The sequence below is a fragment of the Niastella sp. sgz303648 genome, assembly GCF_059587045.1.
This window is the reverse complement of the sequence record NZ_JCAPSW010000003.1, coordinates 153,749-175,648: the sequence shown is the minus strand read 5'-3', so window position 1 is coordinate 175,648 and position 21,900 is coordinate 153,749. Positions and strand designations below refer to the sequence as shown.

Annotated in this window: 21 protein-coding genes and 1 tRNA gene; 13 read left to right on the top strand and 9 right to left on the bottom strand. The window is 41.8% G+C overall.

From position 1 onward, the window contains the following. The first annotated feature begins 200 nt into the window (after positions 1-200). Together AC59IL_RS09555 and AC59IL_RS09550 are read left to right on the top strand one after the other, a co-directional pair. Positions 201-836 (top strand): response regulator, encoded by a 636-nt coding sequence (locus AC59IL_RS09555; protein ID WP_496551888.1) that lies wholly within the window; start codon positions 201-203, stop codon positions 834-836. Positions 837-1,103: 267 nt separating this feature from the next. Next, complete coding sequence (locus tag AC59IL_RS09550) at positions 1,104-1,595, top strand: SixA phosphatase family protein (protein ID WP_496551887.1); 492 nt, start codon at positions 1,104-1,106, stop codon at positions 1,593-1,595. A 10-nt stretch (positions 1,596-1,605) separates the two neighbouring features. On the opposite strand, the gene AC59IL_RS09545 is transcribed toward AC59IL_RS09550, so the two are convergent. Beyond that, positions 1,606-2,748: a glycosyltransferase gene (locus tag AC59IL_RS09545; protein WP_496551886.1), complete on the bottom strand. Its 1,143-nt coding sequence runs from the start codon at positions 2,746-2,748 to the stop codon at positions 1,606-1,608. Between the two features lie 53 nt (positions 2,749-2,801). Between AC59IL_RS09545 and AC59IL_RS09540 the strand changes: the two genes are divergently transcribed. Next, on the top strand, positions 2,802-2,948 hold the full coding sequence (locus AC59IL_RS09540; protein ID WP_496551885.1) for a hypothetical protein: 147 nt from the start codon (positions 2,802-2,804) through the stop codon (positions 2,946-2,948). Positions 2,949-2,960: 12 nt separating this feature from the next. After that, complete coding sequence (locus AC59IL_RS09535) at positions 2,961-3,209, top strand: hypothetical protein (protein ID WP_496551884.1); 249 nt, start codon at positions 2,961-2,963, stop codon at positions 3,207-3,209. 119 nt (positions 3,210-3,328) lie between these two features. Here the strand turns inward: AC59IL_RS09535 and AC59IL_RS09530 are convergent, their stop codons facing one another. Both AC59IL_RS09530 and AC59IL_RS09525 read right to left on the bottom strand, forming a co-directional pair. Further along, positions 3,329-4,585 (bottom strand): pyridoxal phosphate-dependent aminotransferase, encoded by a 1,257-nt coding sequence (locus AC59IL_RS09530; protein ID WP_496551883.1) that lies wholly within the window; start codon positions 4,583-4,585, stop codon positions 3,329-3,331. A gap of 90 nt (positions 4,586-4,675) precedes the next feature. After that, positions 4,676-4,749: transfer RNA gene (locus AC59IL_RS09525), tRNA-Thr, on the bottom strand. 255 nt (positions 4,750-5,004) lie between these two features. On the opposite strand from AC59IL_RS09525, the gene AC59IL_RS09520 reads away from it, so the two are divergent. The 3 genes from AC59IL_RS09520 (at position 5,005) to AC59IL_RS09510 (ending at position 9,164) form a co-directional block, all read left to right on the top strand. After that, complete coding sequence (locus tag AC59IL_RS09520; RefSeq protein WP_496551882.1) at positions 5,005-6,444, top strand: DUF5106 domain-containing protein; 1,440 nt, start codon at positions 5,005-5,007, stop codon at positions 6,442-6,444. A 5-nt stretch (positions 6,445-6,449) separates the two neighbouring features. Further along, complete coding sequence (locus tag AC59IL_RS09515; protein ID WP_496551881.1) at positions 6,450-8,396, top strand: peptidylprolyl isomerase; 1,947 nt, start codon at positions 6,450-6,452, stop codon at positions 8,394-8,396. A gap of 69 nt (positions 8,397-8,465) precedes the next feature. Then, a complete protein-coding gene (locus AC59IL_RS09510) occupies positions 8,466-9,164 on the top strand; it encodes an outer membrane beta-barrel protein (protein ID WP_496551880.1) in 699 nt (232 codons plus the stop codon). Positions 9,165-9,186: 22 nt separating this feature from the next. On the opposite strand, the gene AC59IL_RS09505 is transcribed toward AC59IL_RS09510, so the two are convergent. Beyond that, a complete protein-coding gene (locus tag AC59IL_RS09505) occupies positions 9,187-10,731 on the bottom strand; it encodes a hypothetical protein (protein WP_496551879.1) in 1,545 nt (514 codons plus the stop codon). A gap of 96 nt (positions 10,732-10,827) precedes the next feature. Further along, positions 10,828-11,781, bottom strand: a complete 954-nt coding sequence (locus AC59IL_RS09500; protein ID WP_496551878.1) for a methylenetetrahydrofolate reductase — start codon at positions 11,779-11,781, stop codon at positions 10,828-10,830. Positions 11,782-12,061: 280 nt separating this feature from the next. On the opposite strand from AC59IL_RS09500, the gene lptB reads away from it, so the two are divergent. The 6 genes from lptB to nhaD all read left to right on the top strand — a co-directional run bounded on the left by lptB (position 12,062) and on the right by nhaD (position 17,188). Further along, positions 12,062-12,847, top strand: a complete 786-nt coding sequence (gene lptB / locus AC59IL_RS09495) for an LPS export ABC transporter ATP-binding protein (RefSeq protein ID WP_496551877.1) — start codon at positions 12,062-12,064, stop codon at positions 12,845-12,847. Positions 12,848-12,894: 47 nt separating this feature from the next. Continuing rightward, positions 12,895-13,122, top strand: coding sequence for an addiction module protein (locus tag AC59IL_RS09490; RefSeq protein WP_496551876.1), 228 nt, complete (start codon positions 12,895-12,897; stop codon positions 13,120-13,122). 31 nt (positions 13,123-13,153) lie between these two features. Further along, entirely contained in the window at positions 13,154-13,429 is a 276-nt protein-coding gene (locus AC59IL_RS09485; RefSeq protein ID WP_496551875.1) for a type II toxin-antitoxin system RelE/ParE family toxin, read from the top strand. A 52-nt stretch (positions 13,430-13,481) separates the two neighbouring features. Then, positions 13,482-14,984, top strand: coding sequence for a GH3 auxin-responsive promoter family protein (locus AC59IL_RS09480; RefSeq protein WP_496551874.1), 1,503 nt, complete (start codon positions 13,482-13,484; stop codon positions 14,982-14,984). A 77-nt stretch (positions 14,985-15,061) separates the two neighbouring features. Continuing rightward, positions 15,062-15,817 (top strand): 3-oxoacyl-[acyl-carrier-protein] reductase, encoded by a 756-nt coding sequence (fabG, locus tag AC59IL_RS09475; protein ID WP_496551873.1) that lies wholly within the window; start codon positions 15,062-15,064, stop codon positions 15,815-15,817. 90 nt (positions 15,818-15,907) lie between these two features. Continuing rightward, positions 15,908-17,188 carry a sodium:proton antiporter NhaD gene (gene nhaD / locus AC59IL_RS09470; RefSeq protein WP_496551872.1) on the top strand — a complete coding sequence of 427 codons (1,281 nt, stop codon included), beginning with the start codon at positions 15,908-15,910 and terminating at the stop codon, positions 17,186-17,188. A gap of 84 nt (positions 17,189-17,272) precedes the next feature. Here nhaD and AC59IL_RS09465 read toward each other — a convergent pair whose 3' ends face one another. The 4 genes from AC59IL_RS09465 to paaZ form a co-directional block, all read right to left on the bottom strand. After that, positions 17,273-17,905, bottom strand: coding sequence for a DNA-3-methyladenine glycosylase family protein (locus AC59IL_RS09465; protein WP_496551871.1), 633 nt, complete (start codon positions 17,903-17,905; stop codon positions 17,273-17,275). Positions 17,906-17,958: 53 nt separating this feature from the next. Next, positions 17,959-18,726 carry an enoyl-CoA hydratase/isomerase family protein gene (locus tag AC59IL_RS09460; protein WP_496551870.1) on the bottom strand — a complete coding sequence of 256 codons (768 nt, stop codon included), beginning with the start codon at positions 18,724-18,726 and terminating at the stop codon, positions 17,959-17,961. Between the two features lie 240 nt (positions 18,727-18,966). Beyond that, a complete protein-coding gene (locus AC59IL_RS09455; protein ID WP_496551869.1) occupies positions 18,967-19,368 on the bottom strand; it encodes a GxxExxY protein in 402 nt (133 codons plus the stop codon). Between the two features lie 282 nt (positions 19,369-19,650). Next, entirely contained in the window at positions 19,651-21,696 is a 2,046-nt protein-coding gene (gene paaZ / locus AC59IL_RS09450) for a phenylacetic acid degradation bifunctional protein PaaZ (protein ID WP_496551868.1), read from the bottom strand. Between the last annotated feature and the right edge of the window lie 204 nt (positions 21,697-21,900).

Here is a 21,900-nt window from a genome sequence, read left to right as displayed (position 1 = left end):
TGATTATATCAGAAAAAATGCTTAATATCAGGTACGGGAATATATGTAACTCCATCTTCGATACCCGGCAGAAAACAACGGTATAAGACTCATACATTAGTAGTTGTACAAAAAGGTCTCAAACAAAACAGTTTTGGCTGTTTTTGCGTGCCGTTGTGCAGATTAAAAGTTCATTCACACACTACTGAAAAAAACATCGTATGAGTAAGATTACCATTATGATTGTAGATGATCACACCTTAATTCGTGAAACCTGGTCATATTTATTAGGCAGGAACGAAGAACTGGAGGTTATTGCCGAGCTGGGCGACGGTCAGCGAGCCATTGAAATTGCCAGAGATAAACGCCCCAACATTGTATTGCTCGATATTAACATGTCGCCCCTGAACGGGTTCGACATTTTAAAAATGATCCGCAAACTATCTCCCGGTTCAAAGGTCATTGCAGTATCTATGCACTCACAACCCGCCTACGCCAAAAAAATGCTGCGGCTTGGCGCCAGAGGCTATGTAACCAAAAATTCACCCCGAAAAGAAATGCTTGATGCCATTCAACAGGTACAGGCAGGTAATGTTTACATATGCCAGGAAGTAAAAAATATTCTTTCTGATCAAATGATGAATGAAGATGAGGCCGCAGATGGTTTGAACCAGCTGTCTGAACGCGAAATCGAAGTAATCAACCTCATCAGAAACGGATTATCGTCGAAAGAGATAGCCGATAAATTAGCCATCTCAATTAAAACGGTTGAAGTTCACAGGCATAACATTCTGAAAAAATTAAAAGTAAAGAACACAGCCTCCCTTATTAACTATATTAACTCAAGCGGATTGTAATTTTCCGATCTTTTCTGTTGATAAATACATCATTTTACTACGTACTTTCCCTTGCAACTAAATGCATTTGGCAAAGTATTTGTGGCACTATTGGCTTGCCGACCGTTTAGCTTCCTATGAGGGACCATTAGTAACAGGCCTGTTAAATTTCTGATTCCTTTGATCGAACTCATTATTTTTAGGGGGATTTTATTCCCCCTATTATATTTTTAGGAACAACCTGAGTGGCATATAAATTCCGGGTATCCTTGATAAAAAACCAATTAAATGAAATCAGTTATTCTCGTCAGGCATGCGAAAAGCAGTTGGGATGATGCCGGTGTATCGGATTTTGATCGCCCGTTAAATGCTCGTGGTAAAGAAGATGCTCCCCGAATGGCTAAACGGCTTGTTGATAGAAATGTTTTCATCGATGCTTTTATTTCAAGTCCCGCCAAAAGGGCCCGCAAAACCGCAGCGCTTTTTGTAAAAGAATTTGAGGGCGATAAGGATGAAATTATTCTGGTGCCTGATTTATATCTGCCGGCCACCGGGGCTTTTTATGCAGCCATTGCCAATGCCCCTTCCAAAGCAAATACTATTGCCCTGTTTTCACATAACCCCGGTATTACCGAGTTTGCCAACGAATTGACCGATGTACGGGTCGATGACATGCCCACCTGCTCCATATTTGCAATAAAAGCCGATATACAGGACTGGAAGCAGTTTAAAGATGCCCAAAAACAATATTGGTTTTTTGATTTTCCGAAAGCACAGTGAGTCGGAGTCATTAATCCTCTTTACTGAATTGTTCAACCAGCTGATAAACCACCTGCTTATAGGCGTCCATCGGCAATGGTGTCAATTGCTGCTGCAGAAAACCAGGGGCGTTACGCAGAACATGCTGTAATGAAAAATCAGCCTGGTTCGAATGGTGCACAACCTGTTTTTGGGAAAGATATAAAGCAAGGTATTCCTGTTCGGCCTGCCCCGGCGTTGGCACTACAATGCTTTTTTTACCCAGTTTCATCAAATCCATAATAGTTGTATAACCACCCCGGCTGATAATATATCGGGCGCTGCAGATCAGTTTATTTATTTCGCTTACCGGCGCATGATTGTAAATGGTAACAGTGCCTTTTTGCTCAATGGCGTGCTCACGCTGGGGCAGTCCGCGCACCAACACTGCACGACCTTTATATTCCTGTAAGTTGATCAACAATTTATTTTCAAAAATGGTGCGTTGCGGCTCGGGCCCTGAAAGAATGATTAACAGGTCAAGCGGCTCCGGACTATGATAGTTTGAACAGGGTTGCAAACGCGAAAGTCCTCCTAAATACTGAACCGTAACCGGTGGCAGCTTAGCGGGATTCGATAATTCCCCTGCCAAAGCATTGACTCCTTTAAAATCGGGCACCCAGCAGGTGGCAAACCTGGCAATTTTGCGATAGTTGAGCCATTGCACAAAACGGTCGGTCAGGTTGCCCATACCGGTTTTTATGCATAGCTGGTGCGTGATAAAAACAGATTCAACCGATCTGGAATAGAATCCGAAACGATTGTCGGAAATAATTATATCAACCGGCCGCCTTTTCAGAAAAATATTTAACCACCTGTTTTCGTTATTGATTTTGATCAATATTTTTGGTAGCTGAAGAAAAATTCGACCTGGCGTACCCCACCTTGTTTTCCCATACCTTAAATCATAGCCTTGCAAATGCTCGTACGAGAGCTGCGGAAATTCCTGTTGCAACAACAGTTTTTGAGTTGAATTACAGGCAATAATAACCTCGCAGCCAAGGCGTATGAGTTCGTGAATGATGGGAATGCAACGGGTAGTATGGCCTAATCCCCAATCCAACGGCGATAGTAAAACGACGGGTTTTTTTCGACCACGCGCGCCCGCGGTGTTAAAATTGGTGGTTTCGCTCAATTTCAGATACTAATTTGTTGGTAAAATAGTTTAATTTAGTAAGAACCAAGTATATGAAGAAAGTAAGCTATTCTGTGATTTTTGTATTATTAATTATCAGCCTGGTTATTACCAGTTGCAGTTCGGGTAATCGCATCAGTGGCGGCGGTTCTTCGAAAAAATGCGGCTGTGGTTTAAACAGGGGTTTTGTAGGTTATTAAAGCCTGACCAAAATGAAAAACTCTAACCGCGATTTGCTTGTACTTGTTAAGGAAGCCTTTTCAAACAAAGAAGCTATGCAACATGAGCTCAATCAGCTCAACAGGCTGCTGCTTAGGTTTGAAACGGCAGATAATTTTTGCATTGCCCATGAAGTATTTGATTTGCAAAAATATCGCGTGCTTACCAGTAAATCGCAGTTACAAAAGATATTCGAAAAGGATGAAATAAAGCCTTTCGTATTTATATGCAATAAGAATTAGAGTTATAAATTATAATAGAAAAGAGATAAAGAGAATCCGTGTTCACTTTATCTCTTTTTTATTTTGCAGTTGTATTTCCTTCTGCATTCAAAATTGGATATTCATTATTCGATATTACTTTAGGCAAGTTTTTTCAACGCCGCTCTCAACTGCTCAATCATTTCACTGATCTCTTCTTTTTTACAGGTACCAACGCTTAGGCGATACCAGGGCGAGCTTTTATCGGCCCCGAATGCATAAAACGGAACAACGGCCAGTTTGGCTTCGTTCAGCAGGTAGGCGGTAACATCGCTTTGCTGTTGCAACAGCTTTCCTCCCGCAGTTTTTTTACCCGCCAGGTCGATCTTTATGGTAAGATATATGGCTGCCTGCGGTGCAATGGCATCTACCGGCAAACCTTCAGATTTTAATTGTTGTAATCCATCATAAATATTCCGTAACCGCACCTCAACTTCCGACTTAAAATGTTTGAGGTAAGTATCAATCGCCTGTGTATTGTACAAAAAGCGCGCACAGGCTTTTTGTTCGGCCATCGGCGCCCAGGCGCCCACATGGCTAAGGATGGCCTTCATTTTGTCGAGAATAATTTTCGGTCCAAAGGCCCAGCCAACCCGTACACCGGTAGCTGCAAACACCTTACTGATGGCATCAATAAAAATGGTATATGGTTGCATGGCCGGGTTCAGCGAAACCGGATTATAATGTTCGATATCGCCAAACGTAAGCTGCCAGTACATTTGGTCGTACATCACATATAGCTTTTTTTCGTGATCGCCGCGGCGGTTGTTTTCTTCAAGAACCATATCACAAATCGCTTCGAGATGTTCTTTGGTAAACGTGGTGCCGGTGGGATTTTGAGGCGAGCACAAAGCCAGTAAAGTAGCGCCTTTCAAATGAGGACGAATATCATCAGCTACCGGCATAAAATTGTTTTCGGCTCTTGCTTCCACTACCACGTGTTCGGCGCCCACGAAATGCGTATAATGGTTATTGTTCCATGAGGGCACTGCATAAATAACCTTATCTTCTTTATCGCAAATGGCCCGGTACAACGAATAAATCAGCGGACGGCCGCCCGAAGCCACCAGTATTTCGGGTATGGAATAATTTAATTGCTCGCGTTCTTTCAAAAAATGAGCGATTGCCTCGCGTAAATCGATATTGCCCTCTGCTGCCGGATAATTGGTGAAATGTTGGCGGTATGCAGTGATGATCTCTTCTTCAAGCTCTTTGGGAATGGGAAAAATGGCAGGATCAAAATCGCCTACCGTAAAATTATAAATCTTTTCGCCCTGCCGGATTTTATCGCGTATTTCTCCGCCCAGTTTTACAATTTCTGACCCGATTAATGTTTCTGAAAGATGGCTAAGTTTCATTGATCAATTAAAAATTATGATATTAAAAAGAGACCACACCAAAAAGGTGGGTCATCCGACTATTGGCGGATGGCTCACCTTTGGTTCCAGAGCCATCCAGGGGAGTCGAACCCCCGACCTGTTGATTACGAATCAACCGCTCTGGCCAGCTGAGCTAGGATGGCTTATATTTGTACGCGCTGTAAAATTAGCTGATAAGTTGATAGGTTGACAGGTTGATTAGTTGACAAGTTAAGAAGGCGGCAAATTAAATAGTTGAAAAGTTGACGAATTGATAAGTTCACAGGATAAAAAGGTTACCCGGTTTTACTTACTTGTAAACCGGTAAACTGTTTAACTTGTCAACTTCACAAGAACTTAACAACTAAAGCGTTCTATAGAACAATATATCAGGCATTTTTTCTGTTATTGCAACACTTATGAAAAGAATTTTATCGCTGGCTATTCTGTTGATAAGCTGTACGTTAGCTGTAGCACAAACCGGTTATAACATTCCCATTACTTTAAAACCTTATAAGAATACCTGGATTTACCTCGGGTACTACTATGGTAAAGTAAAAGCCCTGGCCGATTCGACCCTGCTCGATGGCAACAGTAAGGGCGTATTTAAGGGAAAAGAGCCTCTTTCAGGCGGTATATATTTCATTGTTTCGCCCCGTAAAGAAATCCTGTTCGAATTACTGATCGACAAACAACAGCAATTTTCTATTTCGGCCGATTCGGCCTCATTGCCCAGTAATGTAGTTTTTACAGGAACTCCCGAAAACACCTTGTTTCAAACCTATACCCGGTTTACGAACGACATTGGCCGCGACATCAATAAAACAAACGGTGATTTTAGCCAGGCCAAAACTGCCAAAGATTCGGCAAAGCTGAGAAGCCGGCTTAAAATACTTACCGATAGAATGCAAACCTATCGCGATAGCATGGTCGCAAAGAACCCCGCTTCTTTTTTAACGGCGTTGTTCCAGGCCATGAAAGAACCGGTTATTCCTCCTGCTGCACAGCAACCCGGCGGCAAATACGATACCCTGTTTGCATACCGGTATTATAAATCGCATTACTGGGATGGCGTTTCATTCAGCGATGGCCGCCTGGTACGAACACCTTTTTTTGAAGCCAAACTCGAAAAATATTATAAAGAGCTGGTTGTGCCGCAACCCGATTCAATTAACGAGGAAGTTGATCATATGCTATTGTACGCAAGGATAAATAGCGAAATGTTTAAATTTTTACTGGTTCATTTTGTACAGAAGTACATCAATCCCGAGTACATGGGGCAGGATGCCGTATTTGTTCACCTGTTTGAAAAATACATCAATACCGGTCAGGCCGATTTTTTTACGCAGCAGTATAAAGATTTTATGTTTAAACGGGCCTATAGTTTAATGGCTAACCTCATTGGACAACCGGCTGCGAACCTTGAAATGGTAGATAGCTTAGACAAGCCAACACCCTTATACAATATTCAAAGCGATTTTACAGTAGTTTGTTTTTGGGACCCCACCTGTAGCCATTGTAAGGAAACGGTACCTAAGGTTGACTCAATTTACCAGGCAAAATGGAAAAAAGAAGGCGTGTCGGTATACGGCGTAATGGTAGATGGTGGCAAGGATCTTTGGAAAAAGTTCATCAGCGATCATAACCTCAATGGCTGGATACATGTTTATCAGCTACCTTCGCAGCAATCGGCCGATGAAGCGGCAGGTAAGCCCAGCTTTCGCCAGTTGTATGATGTGTATCAAACACCCATTTTGTATTTGTTAGATAAGAATAAAAACATCATAGCTAAAAAATTGACCTACCTGCAACTGAATGAAGTGATAGATCTTAAACTAAAAAATAAAAAACCTAACTAAAGCTTATGACTGTTATCAGTAAAGCTGTGGTGGCTATATCACTGATTTGCACAGCAGCCACCGGATATACACAAACGTTGTTTACCTATGGCGGCAAACCGGTTACCAAAGATGAATTTTTAAAAGCCTACCGAAAAAACAATACAGAAAGCCAGGCTTCTGATAAATCGTACAAAGATTATCTGGAGCTGTACGTTCGCTTTAAGCTGAAAGTTAAAGCAGCGCTTGATATGAGGCTCGATACAATGGCCAATCAGCAAGCCGAATTACAAAGCTTTCGCAACCAGGTAGTAGATTCTTATATAAAAGACGATGCCAGCTTAAACGAATTGATCGCTGAAGCCATCATTCGCAGTAAAAAAGATATTCATCTGGCCCACATTTTTGTGGCTGTTAAAAAAGATGCTACCGATAACGAAGTGCGGGCAGCGCAGGATAAAATAAATGCGGCATACAACCAGCTGCAAAAGGGTTTTGATTTTACAAAGCTCGCTACTGAAATATCTGAAGACCCGTCGGCAGCAGAAAATAAAGGCGATATAGGATATATTACATCCCTGGTATTGCCGTATGAGCTGGAAAATGTAGTGTATTCAACAACGGTTGGTAAATTTTCAGCACCGGTACGCAGCAAAGCCGGGTTTCATATTTTTAAAGTGCTGGGCGAAAGAGAAGCGTTTGGAAAAATGAAAGCAGCCCAGATATTATTGTCATTCCCTCCCAATGCTACAGAAGAACAAAAGCAGCAAACAAAGCAAAAAGCAGATTCTATTTACAATGTATTGACAAAGGGAGGTGATTTTAATATACTCACAAAGCAGTTTAGTAATGATAATCTTACCTGGCAGAACGCCGGCGAAATGATGGAGTTTGGTGTAGGACAGTATGATCCTGCTTTTGAAAATGCGGCTTTTGCATTAAAAAAAGATGGCGAAATCAGCCAACCGGTTTTAACAGGCTACGGCTATCATATCATAAAACGCTTACAGCATAAACCGGCCGTTGCCGATACCGCTAACGCCGCCGCAAAAGAAGAAGTAAAACAGCGGGTAATGCAAAGCGACCGCATGCAGGTATCGAAAAAGATGTTGCTTAAAAGCATCATGAAGGTTACCGGGTACAAAAAAAATGTAGTGAACGAAAGCCATTTGTTTACAGTCACCGATAGTGTGTTGCTGAACAAAACCCATCCTGCATTTTCTGATCTGAACCCTAAAACAGCGTTGTTTTCATTTACCAAAAAAACAATTACGCTGAAAGAGTGGCAAAACTACCTCGAAACGATTCGCAATTACGAAAACATAAAAGCAGGTAAAACCAAACAGCAATTGTTCGACGAATTTGTTGAAACCAGCGCTTTTGATTATTACCGCGCCCATCTTGAAGAATATAATAAAGAGTTTGCTTACCAGTTAAACGAGTTTAAAGAAGGTAATTTGTTGTTTGAGATCATGCAGCGTAAAATATGGGATGTGGCTGCCACCGATAGCGTTGGTCTGCAAAAATATTATGCAGCACATAAAGATAAATATTGGTGGGAAAGCAGCGCCGATGCCATTATTTTAACTGCCAGCAACGAAAAATTTGCCGAAGAAACCAGAAATAAATTAAAAGAGAATTATAAAAGCTGGCAGAAATACATCGATAACAGCAACGGTCAGTTGCAGGGCGATTCGGGCCGTTTTGAGCTGGGACAAATACCTGTTGTTGACAGAACTAATTTCACCGAAGGTTTAATTACTGCCAATGTAAAAAATGAAACCGATCAATCGGTTGCTTTTGCATACATCGTAAAGTTGTACCCTAACCGCCAGCCGCGGAGCTTTGCCGATGCACGTGGTTTTGTGATTAATGATTACCAGGTTTATCTTGAAGAAAAATGGGTGGCTGAATTAAAAAAGAAATACCCCATAGTTATAAATGAAGTAGTTGTAAAAACTTTGCCTAAGTAGTTTTAAACTTTGGACTTTTGTCGTAGTCTAAAAAAAACTTAATCTTAACCCCATTTAAAACAACTACTTATGTTAGCAAAGCGATTTGGTTATTTATTAGCTATCAGTTGTATCAGTTTAACTTCATTTGCACAGGAAAGCTCAGCATGGCTTAAAGGTGGTGTAAACTTTGCCAATGTTTCCTACAACAGTAACGGCGAGGTAAACGATGCCAATATGTTAACTTCATTTCATGTTGGTTTAATGGGCGACTTTACCATAGCAAAGGTCTTTGCTATTCAGTCTGGCTTGTTGTTCACCGGTAAGGGCAGTAAACTTCAAAGCGGCAACTCAACCGACCTTACTTATTACAAAGCCACTACCAATCCTTTGTACATCGAATTACCGGTAAACGGCGTATTTAAAATACCGTTAGCTGTAAAAGGATCAAACTTCTTTGTGGGTGCTGGTCCGTACATTGCCATTGGCGTTGCCGGAAAACGTAAAATCGAAGGCAAAACGCTGGGTGTAGCCTACAGCAGCAAAGAAAATATTGAGTTCAGCAATGATGATCCTTCAACGTTCAATAATGAAGAAGGTTCCGGACTGGGTGTTATGAGAAGATTTGATTATGGTTTGAACGGTACGGCAGGCTTTCAATTAGGAAGTGGCATGATTGCGTTGAACTATGGCTACGGACTTGCCAAATTGCAATCAGGTTCAAACAGCAGCGATGACAATAAGAACAAGCACCGGGTGCTGAGTATTTCGGTAGGGTTTAAATTATAAAAACAACGCTATCACGATAGATTTACTGTACCTCGTATATGTAAATCGTTTCTTTTTCACCAGGCATTTTTTCCTTTAAATGAAGAAAAGGAAAGGATGCCTGGTCTTTTTTTGCTATTACATACCGGATATTATATTGTTTAAGAGAATTGAATTGATGATCTGCCCAGGTGCTGTAATAACTGCATTTGAAATAATAACAAAATTGCATTGCTTCTACCTCGGTATATATATCAGAAGCAATCTTTTGATTTTGTAAAAATGAAATTTTAGAAAGTTGCTTATAAAAACTTTTATGATATCTGTATTCTCCTGAACTATATACTAATTTTTGTTGTGCTCTTTGCGCAAACGGAACTGCGCCAATGACTAATAAAACGATAATTATCGGCAAAAGAATTTTTTTATTTACAAATCCCCAGGATAGTTGTAAAGCAAAAAAGAGAATAAAATGAAAAAGAATTATACATACTATTATGTGCCTGTCGAGAACAAACACGGGTAAATATAAAAGAGGATAACAGAAAAAGAGCCACGCAATTTTGAAAATGTCTTCAGGAAGCGGTTTAATTTTTTTTCGGTTTACTATAACTATAAGTAAGGAAGCAGCTAATAGCAACCATTTAGCTCCGGTGCTATCAAGATAATTAAAGACCTGTTTTATATTATTTTTTACCAGTTGTAGCTGATATCTGAAAAAGAGGGAACTTTTAAATGGAGACCAATCGTAAGCATCTAAAAGGTGTTCGGGGTTTGTATGAGCACAATAGGCTTTTTCAAAGGGTGGTGGATATAATTGAACATTAGTCGGATATTGTTTTCCGTATAATGGGCCTACATAATTATAATTGAACCGGCCCACAGTGTTAAAAATCAGTTTCTTTCCATGAATACTTTGAATCCCGATCCATATTGAAGAAAGGAATATAAAAGCAGCGTATGTTTTTATTAATTGAATTATTTGTTTTGATTTGGAAGGGTTCTTTTTGATCAATCCACAAAGTATTGCTCCTCCCAAAAAAAAGTGTATAGCTATAAAGTTGTATAATTTGGAAAAATACATGCAGGCAGCCACTATCCCTGCTATCAACGGCAATTTATTGCTGAAAGAAAATTGTTCATCTGTCACCAGCTTAAGGAACCATAAACAAAAAACGGTTCCCATCAGATCGGGTGTCAGGCACGACATAGCATAAAACAGCAACAGCAATAGTGCATTAATGGTAAACGCTATATAAAACAAAGGGTGCTTTATATAACGTTGCGCTATTTGGCATATAAAATATAAGCCAACACCTGCCACAACAAAATTTATTACATAGCAACATTGCAAAAGCGGCAGGCCGGCGAGTTTACAAAAACACAATATCCAGGAATACAAAGGCGACCAAAATGCATTAATTGCATGCGACCAGTCACCATCTGCATATAATTCTGCAATATTTATATACGCCAGCGTATCATTATTCAGGAATTTGTGGTAGCTGAACTGAAAGTATAAACCAATTGCTGAACCGATCAGAAAAAGAGCTGCCAACAGTTCATTAAAACCTGCTTTTCTGATCATGAAGTTTGTTTGTTCTTTTAAAATATGGTTTAAACTAAAGGGTTCAGCCTTGCATCGGAGCAAGGCTGAACCCTAAATTTTTTTAACCTGATAAGCTTAAACAATTTCCTTTACTGCATTCCAGATCACTTTGGGTTTTCCAAGGGTGTAGTAATGCAATACCGGCACACCAGCTTTTTTCAGTTCTTTCGATTGCAGCAGCAGCCACTCTGTTCCTACCTTTTCAACATCTGCATCGCTTTTGCATTGCATAACCTCGTTACTGAGGTCGTCGGGAATATCAACATGAAAAGTGCGCGGAATAACCGATAACTGTTTTTTACTGGTTATAGGTTTTAAACCGGGGATGATGGGTATGGTAATACCGTTTTCGCGACAGCGCTTTACAAATTCAAAATACTTCTGGTTATCGAAAAACATTTGGGTTACAATATAATCGGCGCCCGCAGCAACCTTAGCTTTCAAAAAGGCAATATCGGTTTGCAGATTGGGTGATTCGAAATGTTTTTCGGGATAGCCGGCCACGCCAATACAAAAGTTGGTGCGAAATCCATCGCGTATATCTTCTTCAAGATAAATGCCGGTATTCAGGTTTACTACCTGTTTCAATAAATCAATTGCGTAGGAGTTGCCTCCTTGTTCAGGTTCAAAAATCGTTTCATTTTTGGCTGCATCGCCCCGTAATACCAGAACATTATCTACTCCAATAAAATGCAGGTCAATAAGGGCGTCTTCGGTTTCGCGCTTGTTAAAACCACCACAGATCAGGTGCGGAACGGCATCTACCCGGTAATGGTTCATTAAGGCAGCGCAAATACCAACCGTACCCGGACGTTTGCGAACCTCCACTTTATCGAAAGTGCCATCGGCTTTCTTTTTAAATACATGCTCACTGCGGTGGTAGGTAACATTAATAAAAGCCGGCTTAAATTCCATCAGGGGATCAAGATGTTCATAGATCGAATTGATGGTTTTACCTTTCAGCGGGGGTAATATTTCAAACGATATAAGCGTATTGTTTGCCTGACGAATGTGGTCGATAACTTTCATGTGAATTATGGCTGTTTTTCTAAAGCGGCACCCTTTTATTCATTACCGGGAAACAATTCCCTGGTGCTGCCTTGCATATTCTTTTATTTTTTATGAAATAATTCGGCGCCTGATTTTTGAAAAGTCAGGCCATTAGGCAAAAATGCGTGTTTTATGCCATATAAACCGGCCTGCAAACATAACGCAGGAATTCCGTATGGCAAATACCTGTTAAATTACCGTAATGGAAGCCGGCTATTTGGATTAGTTCCGGTATTTTTGCCGGAAACCTTAATAAGAATTGATCAGCGAGATTAATACACAGGAACTTGTAAAAATTTACCGTAACCGTACCGTTGTAAATCATGTTTCGGTAAATGTAAAACAGGGCGAAATAGTAGGGTTGCTGGGTCCGAACGGAGCCGGTAAAACCACTACATTCTACATGGTGGTTGGTTTAATAAAACCCGATGAAGGCAAGGTTTTTCTTGATCAGCAAGAGATCACCAAACTGCCCATGTATAAGCGTGCCCAGATGGGTATTGGTTACCTGCCGCAGGAAGCTTCGGTATTTCGCAAACTCAGTGTTGAAGACAATATTAAGTCGGTGCTCGAAATGACCAATTTGCCAAAGGCCAAACAGCGCGAAAAGCTCGAGGCCCTGCTTGATGAGTTTCGTTTGCACCATGTTCGAAAAAATAATGGCGACTCGCTCAGCGGTGGCGAACGTCGAAGGACCGAAATTGCCAGGGCGCTCGCTGTAGATCCCAAATTTATTTTACTGGATGAACCATTTGCCGGTGTTGACCCCATTGCGGTGGAAGATATTCAGGCCGTAGTAGCCCGCCTGAAATATAAGAATATCGGTATTTTGATCACCGACCATAACGTAAATGAAACCCTTTCAATTTGCGACCGCGCTTACCTGCTCATAGATGGAAAAATATTTCAGCACGGTACAGCCGAAGAGCTGGCCGAAAATGAACAGGTGCGCCGTTTATATCTCGGCCGCAATTTTGAATTAAAACGTAAAGATTACCTGCACGAAGAAGCCCTTAAAGGCATGGAAATGCGGGAAAGTAAGTGATTTTAAAATATTACCGGGACAAGAGAATTTTTTGTAATTTGTAGAACATGTATGATATCTCTGCTATAAAAAAGCTTCCTGTTGCCGAACGGCTCAAAATAATTGAGGAGTTGTGGAATACTATTGATGACGGAGCTGTTTTAGACAATGAGATTGGCTTTGAGGAAGAGTTGGTTTTACGCAGCCGGCTTCAAAAATATGAATCTGGCGAAATGAAATTTTATCCCTGGCAGGAAGTAAAAGATAAACTCCTTCAAAGGTTTAAGGGAAAATGAAAAAACATCTTTTAGTTGTCTCAAATGAGGCATGGGATGTGACTTAAAAAAAATTTCTGAATGGTACGAAAAGGAACAAGCTGGTCTTGCGGAAAAATTTATAATTGAATTTGATAATTCTCTTCAAAAGCTATCAATTAACCCTTCAGCATGTTCATTCATATTTAAAAACAGACCCTTACGCAAACTCTCATTAAAAAAATTTCCATATAAAATCTGCTTTACAATTAAAAACGGCACAATAGAAATACTTGCCGTTATACATTTTAAACGTTCAGGCAGATACCTCAGAAGGCGACTTGGTTGAACTTAATTTCCCTTTATCTGGTTTATCATTATAATTCTTTATTTTGCCGATAGTGAAACTATTATCGCCTGCCATATCATCGTTGGCCCGCATGCGCTTATGGCGTATTGAAGGGTGGAAAAGCAATCCGGTAGATGCTCAGAGAGAGGTATTACAGGACCTTGTAACTTCTGCCCAATACACTGAATTTGGTAGAAAATACAATTTTTCGGGGCTGTTTAATATCAAATCGTACAAGCAAACGGTGCCTATTCACGAATATGAAGACCTGCGGCCCTATATTCAGCGTATTATGCATGGCGAGCAAAACCTGCTTTGGAACACACCGGTTTACTGGTTTGCCAAAAGCAGCGGCACCACCAGCGATAAAAGTAAATTCATACCCGTAACCGACGAAAATCTCGAAGACTGCCATTATAAAGCTGCCAAAGACGTTCTAACCTTATACTATCAGTTTAATCCCGATTCAGACCTGTTAACCGGCAAAGGGCTGGTGATCGGCGGCAGCCACACCATTAACCCGCTTAATGCCGATGCGCAGTATGGCGATTTAAGCGCGGTATTATTGCAAAACTCACCTTTCTGGGGGCATTGGCTACGCGTACCCGATTTAAGCATTGCCCTGATGGATGAATGGGAAAATAAGATCGAAAAACTGGCTTTCAGCACCATAAAAGAAAATGTTACTTCTATTTCAGGCGTACCTACCTGGACGCTGGTTTTATTCAGGCGCATACTTGAACTCACCGGCAAAAGCACTATGGCCGAAGTGTGGCCTAACCTGGAGTTATACATGCATGGCGGCGTATCTTTTACACCCTACAAAGAACAATTTCAAAAGCTTATTGGCAAGCCCATAAACTATCTTGAAATGTACAATGCCAGTGAAGGCTTTTTTGCCGCACAGGATATACCGGGCGAGGAAGGGATGTTGCTGTTTACCGATCATGGCATTTTTATGGAGTTTATGCCTATTGAAGAATATGGTAAGCCACAACCCGAAACGATCGGTTTGCAGGAGGTAGAGCTGGGAAAAAATTACGCTATGGTAATAAGCACCAATGGCGGATTGTGGCGGTATTTGCTGGGCGATACCGTTCAGTTTACTTCGCTGTGGCCGTTTAAAATAAAAGTGAGCGGCCGGGTTAAACACTTTATCAATGCCTTTGGCGAAGAAGTGATTGTTGACAATACCGATAAAGCCATTGCTCTTGCCAGTGAAAAAACAGGGGCCGTGGTGAACGATTATACAGCCGGGCCGGTTTACTTCAGCGATAGCGGCAACGGCGGTCATGAATGGCTGATAGAGTTTGAAAATGAACCGGCCGACCTGAACCTTTTTACAACCGAACTGGATTCCGCCCTCAAAAGCGTAAACAGCGATTATGAAGCCAAACGGTATAAAGATATCGCCCTGCGCAAACCCCTTGTAAAATCGCTGCCCAAGGGCTTATTTACAAACTGGCTAAAAAGCAAAGGAAAATTGGGCGGGCAGCATAAGGTGCCCCGGTTAAGCAACGATAGGAAATATATTGAGGAGATACTTTCTCTTTAATCTCATTGCTTAATTCACTTTGCGGTTGATACTTCAATTAGCATTATCTGTACTTTTGCTCACCCAAATAAGATACTATGAAATTATTAGAAGGAAAAATTGCCATTGTAACCGGGGCTGCCCGGGGAATTGGTGAAGCCATTGCTTACAAACTGGCCGAGCATGGGGCGCATGTTGCCTTTACTTATGTTAGCGACAGCAGCGCTGAAAAAGCAGCCCAGCTCGAACAAAAAATAAAAGCATTGGGCGTTAAATCCAAAGCCTATAAAAGCAACGCCGGTAATTTTGCCGAATGCGAAGCCTTTGTGAATGATGTAATGAAAGAATTTGGTACAGTAGATGTTTGCGTTAACAACGCCGGCATATCGAAAGATAATTTATTACTGCGGCTTTCGCCCGAACAATGGGACGAGGTGATGAATGTAAATCTGAAAAGCATTTTCAACATGACCAAACAGGTTATTCGCCCCATGATGAAAGCCAAAAAAGGTTCAATTATAAACATGAGCTCTATTGTAGGAGTTCGCGGTAATGCAGGTCAAAGCAGTTATGCGGCCAGTAAAGCAGGCATTATAGGCTTTACCAAATCGGTTGCCCTTGAGCTGGGAAGCCGCAATATCCGTTGCAATGCCATTGCACCGGGATTTGTTGAAACCGATATGACCCATTACCTGAAAGATGGTGAAGGAGCAAAGGCATTTCTGGAAAAAATTCCGTTAGGCCGTTTTGGGAGTGCCGAGGAAATAGCCAATACAACTTTGTTCCTCGCTTCTGACATGAGCTCGTACATCACCGGCCAGGTATTAAGCGCCTGCGGTGGTTTAAATATTTAAACTTTAGAATATTGAATATCAAATGTCGAATGATGAATTTAACAACCTCATTATTCGACATTTTTAATTTATGATTCAATATAGTAATTGATGACAGCAGTTATATTGGTGGTTTTTATTCTTGGCTATTTGGCCATTGCCATGGAGCATATCATCAGGCTGAATAAGGCGGCTTCGGCCCTTATTACAGGCGTGTTGTGCTGGACCATCTATATGCTGAATGCCACAAATAAAGAAATTGTCAACGAACAGCTTACCGGTCATTTGGGTGATATTGCAGGCATTCTTTTTTTTCTGTTAGGCGCCATGACCATTGTTGAGCTGATCGATGCCCACGATGGGTTTGAAGTTATAACCAGCCGTATAAAAACCACTAAGAAATCAAAGCTGCTATGGCTTATAGGATTGCTGTCGTTCTTTTTATCGGCCGTATTAGATAATCTCACAACAGCCATTGTAATGGTGTCGCTGATACGTAAGCTGATACGTAATAAGCAGGCCCGGCTTTTATTTTGCGGCATGGTGATTATTGCCGCCAATGCAGGCGGCGCCTGGTCGCCCATAGGCGATGTTACCACCACTATGTTATGGATCGGAGGCCGCATCACTACTTCTCAAACTATTATAAAAGTACTGTTGCCGGCCCTGGCCTGTGTTATAGCGCCTTTGTTATTACTTACTTTTCGTATGCGCGGCGAGGTTGAATTGGGTGGAACCGAAGAAGCAAAGACCAATAAACCCGAAACACCTGTTAAGGACAGGAACATCGTATTTGTTACGGGTATATTGATATTATTGCTTGTGCCGGTATTTAAAACCATTACGCATTTGCCACCCTATATGGGTATGTTAATGGGGCTGGGTATTATGTGGGTTATTACCGAGATCATTCATCATGAAAAAGATACACAGGACAAACATTTTTTAAGTGTGTTATACGCTTTGCGAAAGGTAGATACACCCAGCATATTATTCTTTCTTGGCATTTTAATTAGTGTGGCGGCCCTGCAATCGATAGGCGCCCTGTTAAACCTGGCCCATTACCTTGATCATCAGATAGGTAATCCGGTGATTATTGTAGCTATCATTGGCGTATTATCATCAATTGTAGATAATGTGCCGCTGGTAGCGGCTTCTATGGGCATGTATAGTCTGGATCAGTATCCGGTTGATCATTTCTTTTGGCAGTTTCTGGCCTATTGCGCCGGTACCGGAGGTAGCATGCTCATCATTGGATCAGCAGCCGGTGTAGCGGCCATGGGCATTGAAAAAATTGACTTCTTCTGGTACCTCCGAAAGATAGCATGGTTAGCGCTTGTAGGTTACCTGGCAGGCATCATTGTATTTTTAATTCAGCAGCAGTTATCCTAATATTTTGAGATTTAGGGATTTTTAGATTTCTGGATTTTAATCACAAAATCTCAAAATCACAAAATCAAGAAATCGTAATCGTAATTAGAGCTTGATGTTGCGGGTTCTAATGTAGTGGTGCCAAAGGAGCATAGCTGCTATTGACCGGTATGGCCGCCAGCTTTCTGCAATAGATAATAAATGATCTTTTGATGTTTGGGCCGGTAATTGTTTTACTTCTTTTAATGCATTCACCATAGCCAGGTCGCCAACCGGAAACACATCGGTGCGTTGCAGCGCAAATAACAGGTATACATCTGCCGTCCAGTCGCCGATACCTTTTACCTGCTTTAATACTGTACGAACATGATCATCGTGCTGCGAGGTGAGTTTATGCAATTGTATTTTTTTCGAAATAAATGCTTCGGCCAGGTGGCGTGCATACACTGTTTTTTGCCGGCTGAAATAACAGGCTTTCAATTCTTCGTCGGTTAACTGAAGCACTTTAGCCGGTGTAATGGTGCCTGTTCTTTCTTTTAGTTTATTGAAGGCTGCTTTTGCCGAGGCCAGTGAAACCTGTTGTTCCAGCACAATATGAATCAGCGTGGCAAAGCTGGCGGGCCTGGTCCACATAGGTGGATAGCTGTGTTGCTTCAGTATATTTTTAAAGATAACATCCTTTTCAGCCAGCTCGTTACACAAAAGCTGAAAGTTGTCGCTGGTAAATTGTAGCATCATTTTACAGGTGCAGGTGCATTACCCCTTGTATGGTACGGGCAATATTTGCAGCGTTATTTGATTTTAGCCTTAAACTTTTCAATAGCCTGCCGGGTAAAGGTGCTCAATACCAGGCGCCCGCTGATGGCGGCTCTTTGCAGTAACAGCTCTTCCCAGTGTTCGGTTCCCTTCCAGAACATTTTTTTCATTTCTTCCATAGCCTGCGGATTGGAATGTGCGAGGTTATAAGACAACCGTTGAATAGATTCATCCATGTCATCGACATTGGTATGCAATTCGGCATACAAACCTTTACGCTTGGCCCAGTCGGCATTGCGCCACATGGTGGCATCGATGGCCAGGTTATTAAACGATGATAATCCTATTTTACGCTCCACTGCGGGGCCAACCACAAACGGACCTATACCAACCGCCAGTTCGCTTAATTTAATATCTGCCCCTTCGCATGCAATAGCATAATCGGCCGCTGCCGCAAGTCCTACACCGCCGCCAACGCATTTACCCTGAATGCGTGCAATAATAAACTGGGGGCATTTTCGCATGGCATTGATAACATGGGCAAAGCCGCTGAAAAATTGCAATCCTTCTTCATGATTTTTTATGGCAACCAGTTCATCGAACGAAGCGCCTGCACAAAACACTTTTTCGCCGGGCGAGCGAAGAACGATTACTTTGGTGTCTTCGTCATTTCCGGCGCCATGTATGGTTTGAGCAAGACTTTCAAGCAGTTTGCCGGGCAGTGAATTGCTTTGCGGGTGAAAAAAATCTATGGTGTTTATACCGTTATGATCTATATGTGATGTTACATAACCTGATGACATAATAAAAGTTTTAGCAAGCGTGTAAAAGAAGCGTATTCTCTTATCAAAGTTATTAAATAACTCCTTAATTTTTTAGCGTGCTTCGCACTTAATGATGCAGTTAGCGCTAAGAGATTAAAGAGTTAAAAGAGGAAAAGGAGATTTCTTAATATTTAAAATTTCCAACTGTCTTTATAAACATTGAAATTTTGAGAAAAAGAGAAGTCCCGCAAGGCGGGACTAAAAGAGCGAAAAGAGAATTTAAATTGACTCCCTTTTCAATTTCCCGTGGTTATTGAATACACGATGTATGCCTTCTTTCATCATATTTACTTTAAAATTTATAAGCATCCCATGCTTAAGACTCATCAGCTTAAGATGCGTTGTTAATTGTTTAAAGTGTACAGGCAATACAATTTCAATTGATTTAAGTTCTGCAATCAACTGATTGTCGATAAATAAATCAAGTTTATAGGCATCGGGTACATGGAGTGTCTCATATTTTATTGGCATTAATAATTGCCTTTGTACCGGAATATTTCTATTTACAAGTTCATAATATAATATCTCTTCATAAACTTTTTCAAAACAACCAGGGCCGATGGTTGAATGAATTTTTATACAAATTTCAATTACAATTCGTGTAAGGCTGTCAATATCCATTTTTCAAAGTTTCGTTTACACTACTTCTTTGAGCACTTAACCTGAATTACGAAATGTACCAGGATACTAAAACGCGCCATTGGGTAGACGTGCAGTCCTTCGGCTTCGCTCAGGACGCTAAGAGATTTAAGAGTTAAAAGAGAAAAAGGATTTTTTATATTTAAAGTTTCCGACTGCCGTTATAAACTTTGAAATTTTGAGAAAAAAGATCTCTTTTTTTCTCTTTCTACTCCTATACCCTCTTAGCCTAAAAACGCGCGAGCCTGCGAGCGCGCGAACCATCTATTGATTTTTCTTCTTAACCATCGTCAAAATCGTAGCCACTGCAACCGCTTCACCGGTTTCATCGGTTACCTGCACCAGCCATTTTACAATGCCTTTGGCAATGTCGTTCTCGTCTTTCTTTTCCTGTTCGATCTTTTCTTTGCAGGTAAGCTGAACGCCAATAGTAGCGCCTGCATAAACAGGTTTCATAAACCGGCATTCTTCAAGGCCGTAATTGAGCAATACGGGTCCTTTCTTTGCATCAACAAATAACCCCGCAGCAGCGCTTAAAATAAAATAGCCATGCGCCACCGGTTTTTCAAACACCGTGCCTTCGAGCGAAGTATGATCGGTATGCGCATAAAAATGGTCCCAGCTTACATTGGCAAAGTTTACAATATCGGCTTCGGTAACTGTTCGTTTATGCGTGATGATGGTATCGCCCACCTGTAACTCTTCGAAATATTTTCTGAAAGGATGTTTTTCTTCTTCACGGGTTTGCGCTCCTGTTTGATACACATTGGTAACAGCAGTAATGGTGGTTGGCGAACCCTGCAGCGCTACGCGTTGCATATAGTGATGAACGCCGCGCATGCCTCCCATTTCTTCACCGCCGCCTGCCCGGCCGGGGCCGCCATGCACCAGCAACGGTAACGGTGAACCATGACCGGTACTTTCTTTCGCACACTCATTGTTGAGTATCAGAATGCGTCCGTGATGGGTGGCAGCGCCTGTAACAAATTGTTTGGCAATGGTATTGCTGGCAGTAACAATTGAACAAACCAGTGATCCCTTGCCTTTTTTGGCCAGTGCAATTGATTCATCAATATTATTATAAGGCATTATAGTGCTTACGGGACCGAATGCTTCTACGCTATGTACCGCTTCGCTGGTAAAAGGCTGATCATTCATCAATAACAACGGACTCATAAAAGCCCCTTTTTGCGCATCGGCGTCTATTACCTGCACACTATCGAGCGAACCATAAACTATTTGTGATGATGCCAGTAGCTTTTGCACCTGTGCCTTTACTTCTTCGCGCTGACTTTGACCGGCCAGTGCACCCATGCGCACTTTATCATTTTCGGGGTTGCCGATGGTGGTTTGGCTAAGGGCTTTACCCAGGGCCAGCCATATATCTTCCATTTTATTTTGCGGTACAAATATGCGGCGGATGGCGGTACATTTTTGTCCGGCTTTGGCCGTCATTTCTTTACGTACTTCTTTTATAAAAATATCCCATTCAGGCATAGCAGGGGTAACATCTTCACCCAGCACAATACAGTTCAGCGAATCGGCTTCCATGGTAAAAGGAACATTTTCGGCCAGCACCCGGGGATGCGATTTAAGCTGTAAACCTGTTGATGCCGATCCTGTGAATGTGATCACATCCTGCGAGGTTACATGATCGAGCAGGTCGCCGGCCGAACCGCATAGCAGTTGCAATGAACCTTCGGGTAAAATGCCCGAGGCGATTATTTCCTGCACTACTGCTTCGGTAAGGTAAGAAGTGATGCTGGCGGGTTTTACAATCGCCGGCATACCGGCCAGTAAATTCACGGCAATTTTTTCGAGCATGCCCCACACCGGAAAATTAAAAGCATTGATATGAACGGCAACGCCTTCTTTGGGAACCAGTATATGATGACCAATGAACGAACCACCTTTTCCCAGCGCTACGGCTTCGCCATCAACACAAAAAGGTTCATTGGGAAATTTGCGACGTAGCGATGCATAAGAAAATAAATTACCGATACCGCCTTCAATATCGATCCAGCTATCGGCTTTAGTGGCGCCGGTTTTATAACTAATGGTGTAAAATTTATCGAGGTAATTGCGCAGGTGCAGCGCAAGGGCCTTGAGCATCTGGCCACGTTCATGAAAGGTGAGTTTACGAAGGGCAGGATTGCCGGTTTTTCTTCCGTATTCAAGAACAGCATTAAAATCCAGTCCGCGGGTAGAAGCGTATGCTACGATATCGCCGTTCACTGCGTTGTACAATGCCTGTCCATCTCCGTCGCCGGTGATCCACCGGCCGGTTACATAATTGCCCAGTTTTTTCATGTAAAAATGTAGTTTTTGTTTTTCAAAATGGTTCCCGCTTTAGCGGGAAAGAATCGTTAAACGTGAACGGCAAACGGCAATGCTTCTCGCAAAGGCGCGGAGGCGCAAAGCTTTTTCTTTGCGTACTTAAAGATCGCGAAGCGATCAATTTTGTCCCGCCATGGCGGGAGCGCCTTTGCGAGAAATAAATAAATGCCGACTATC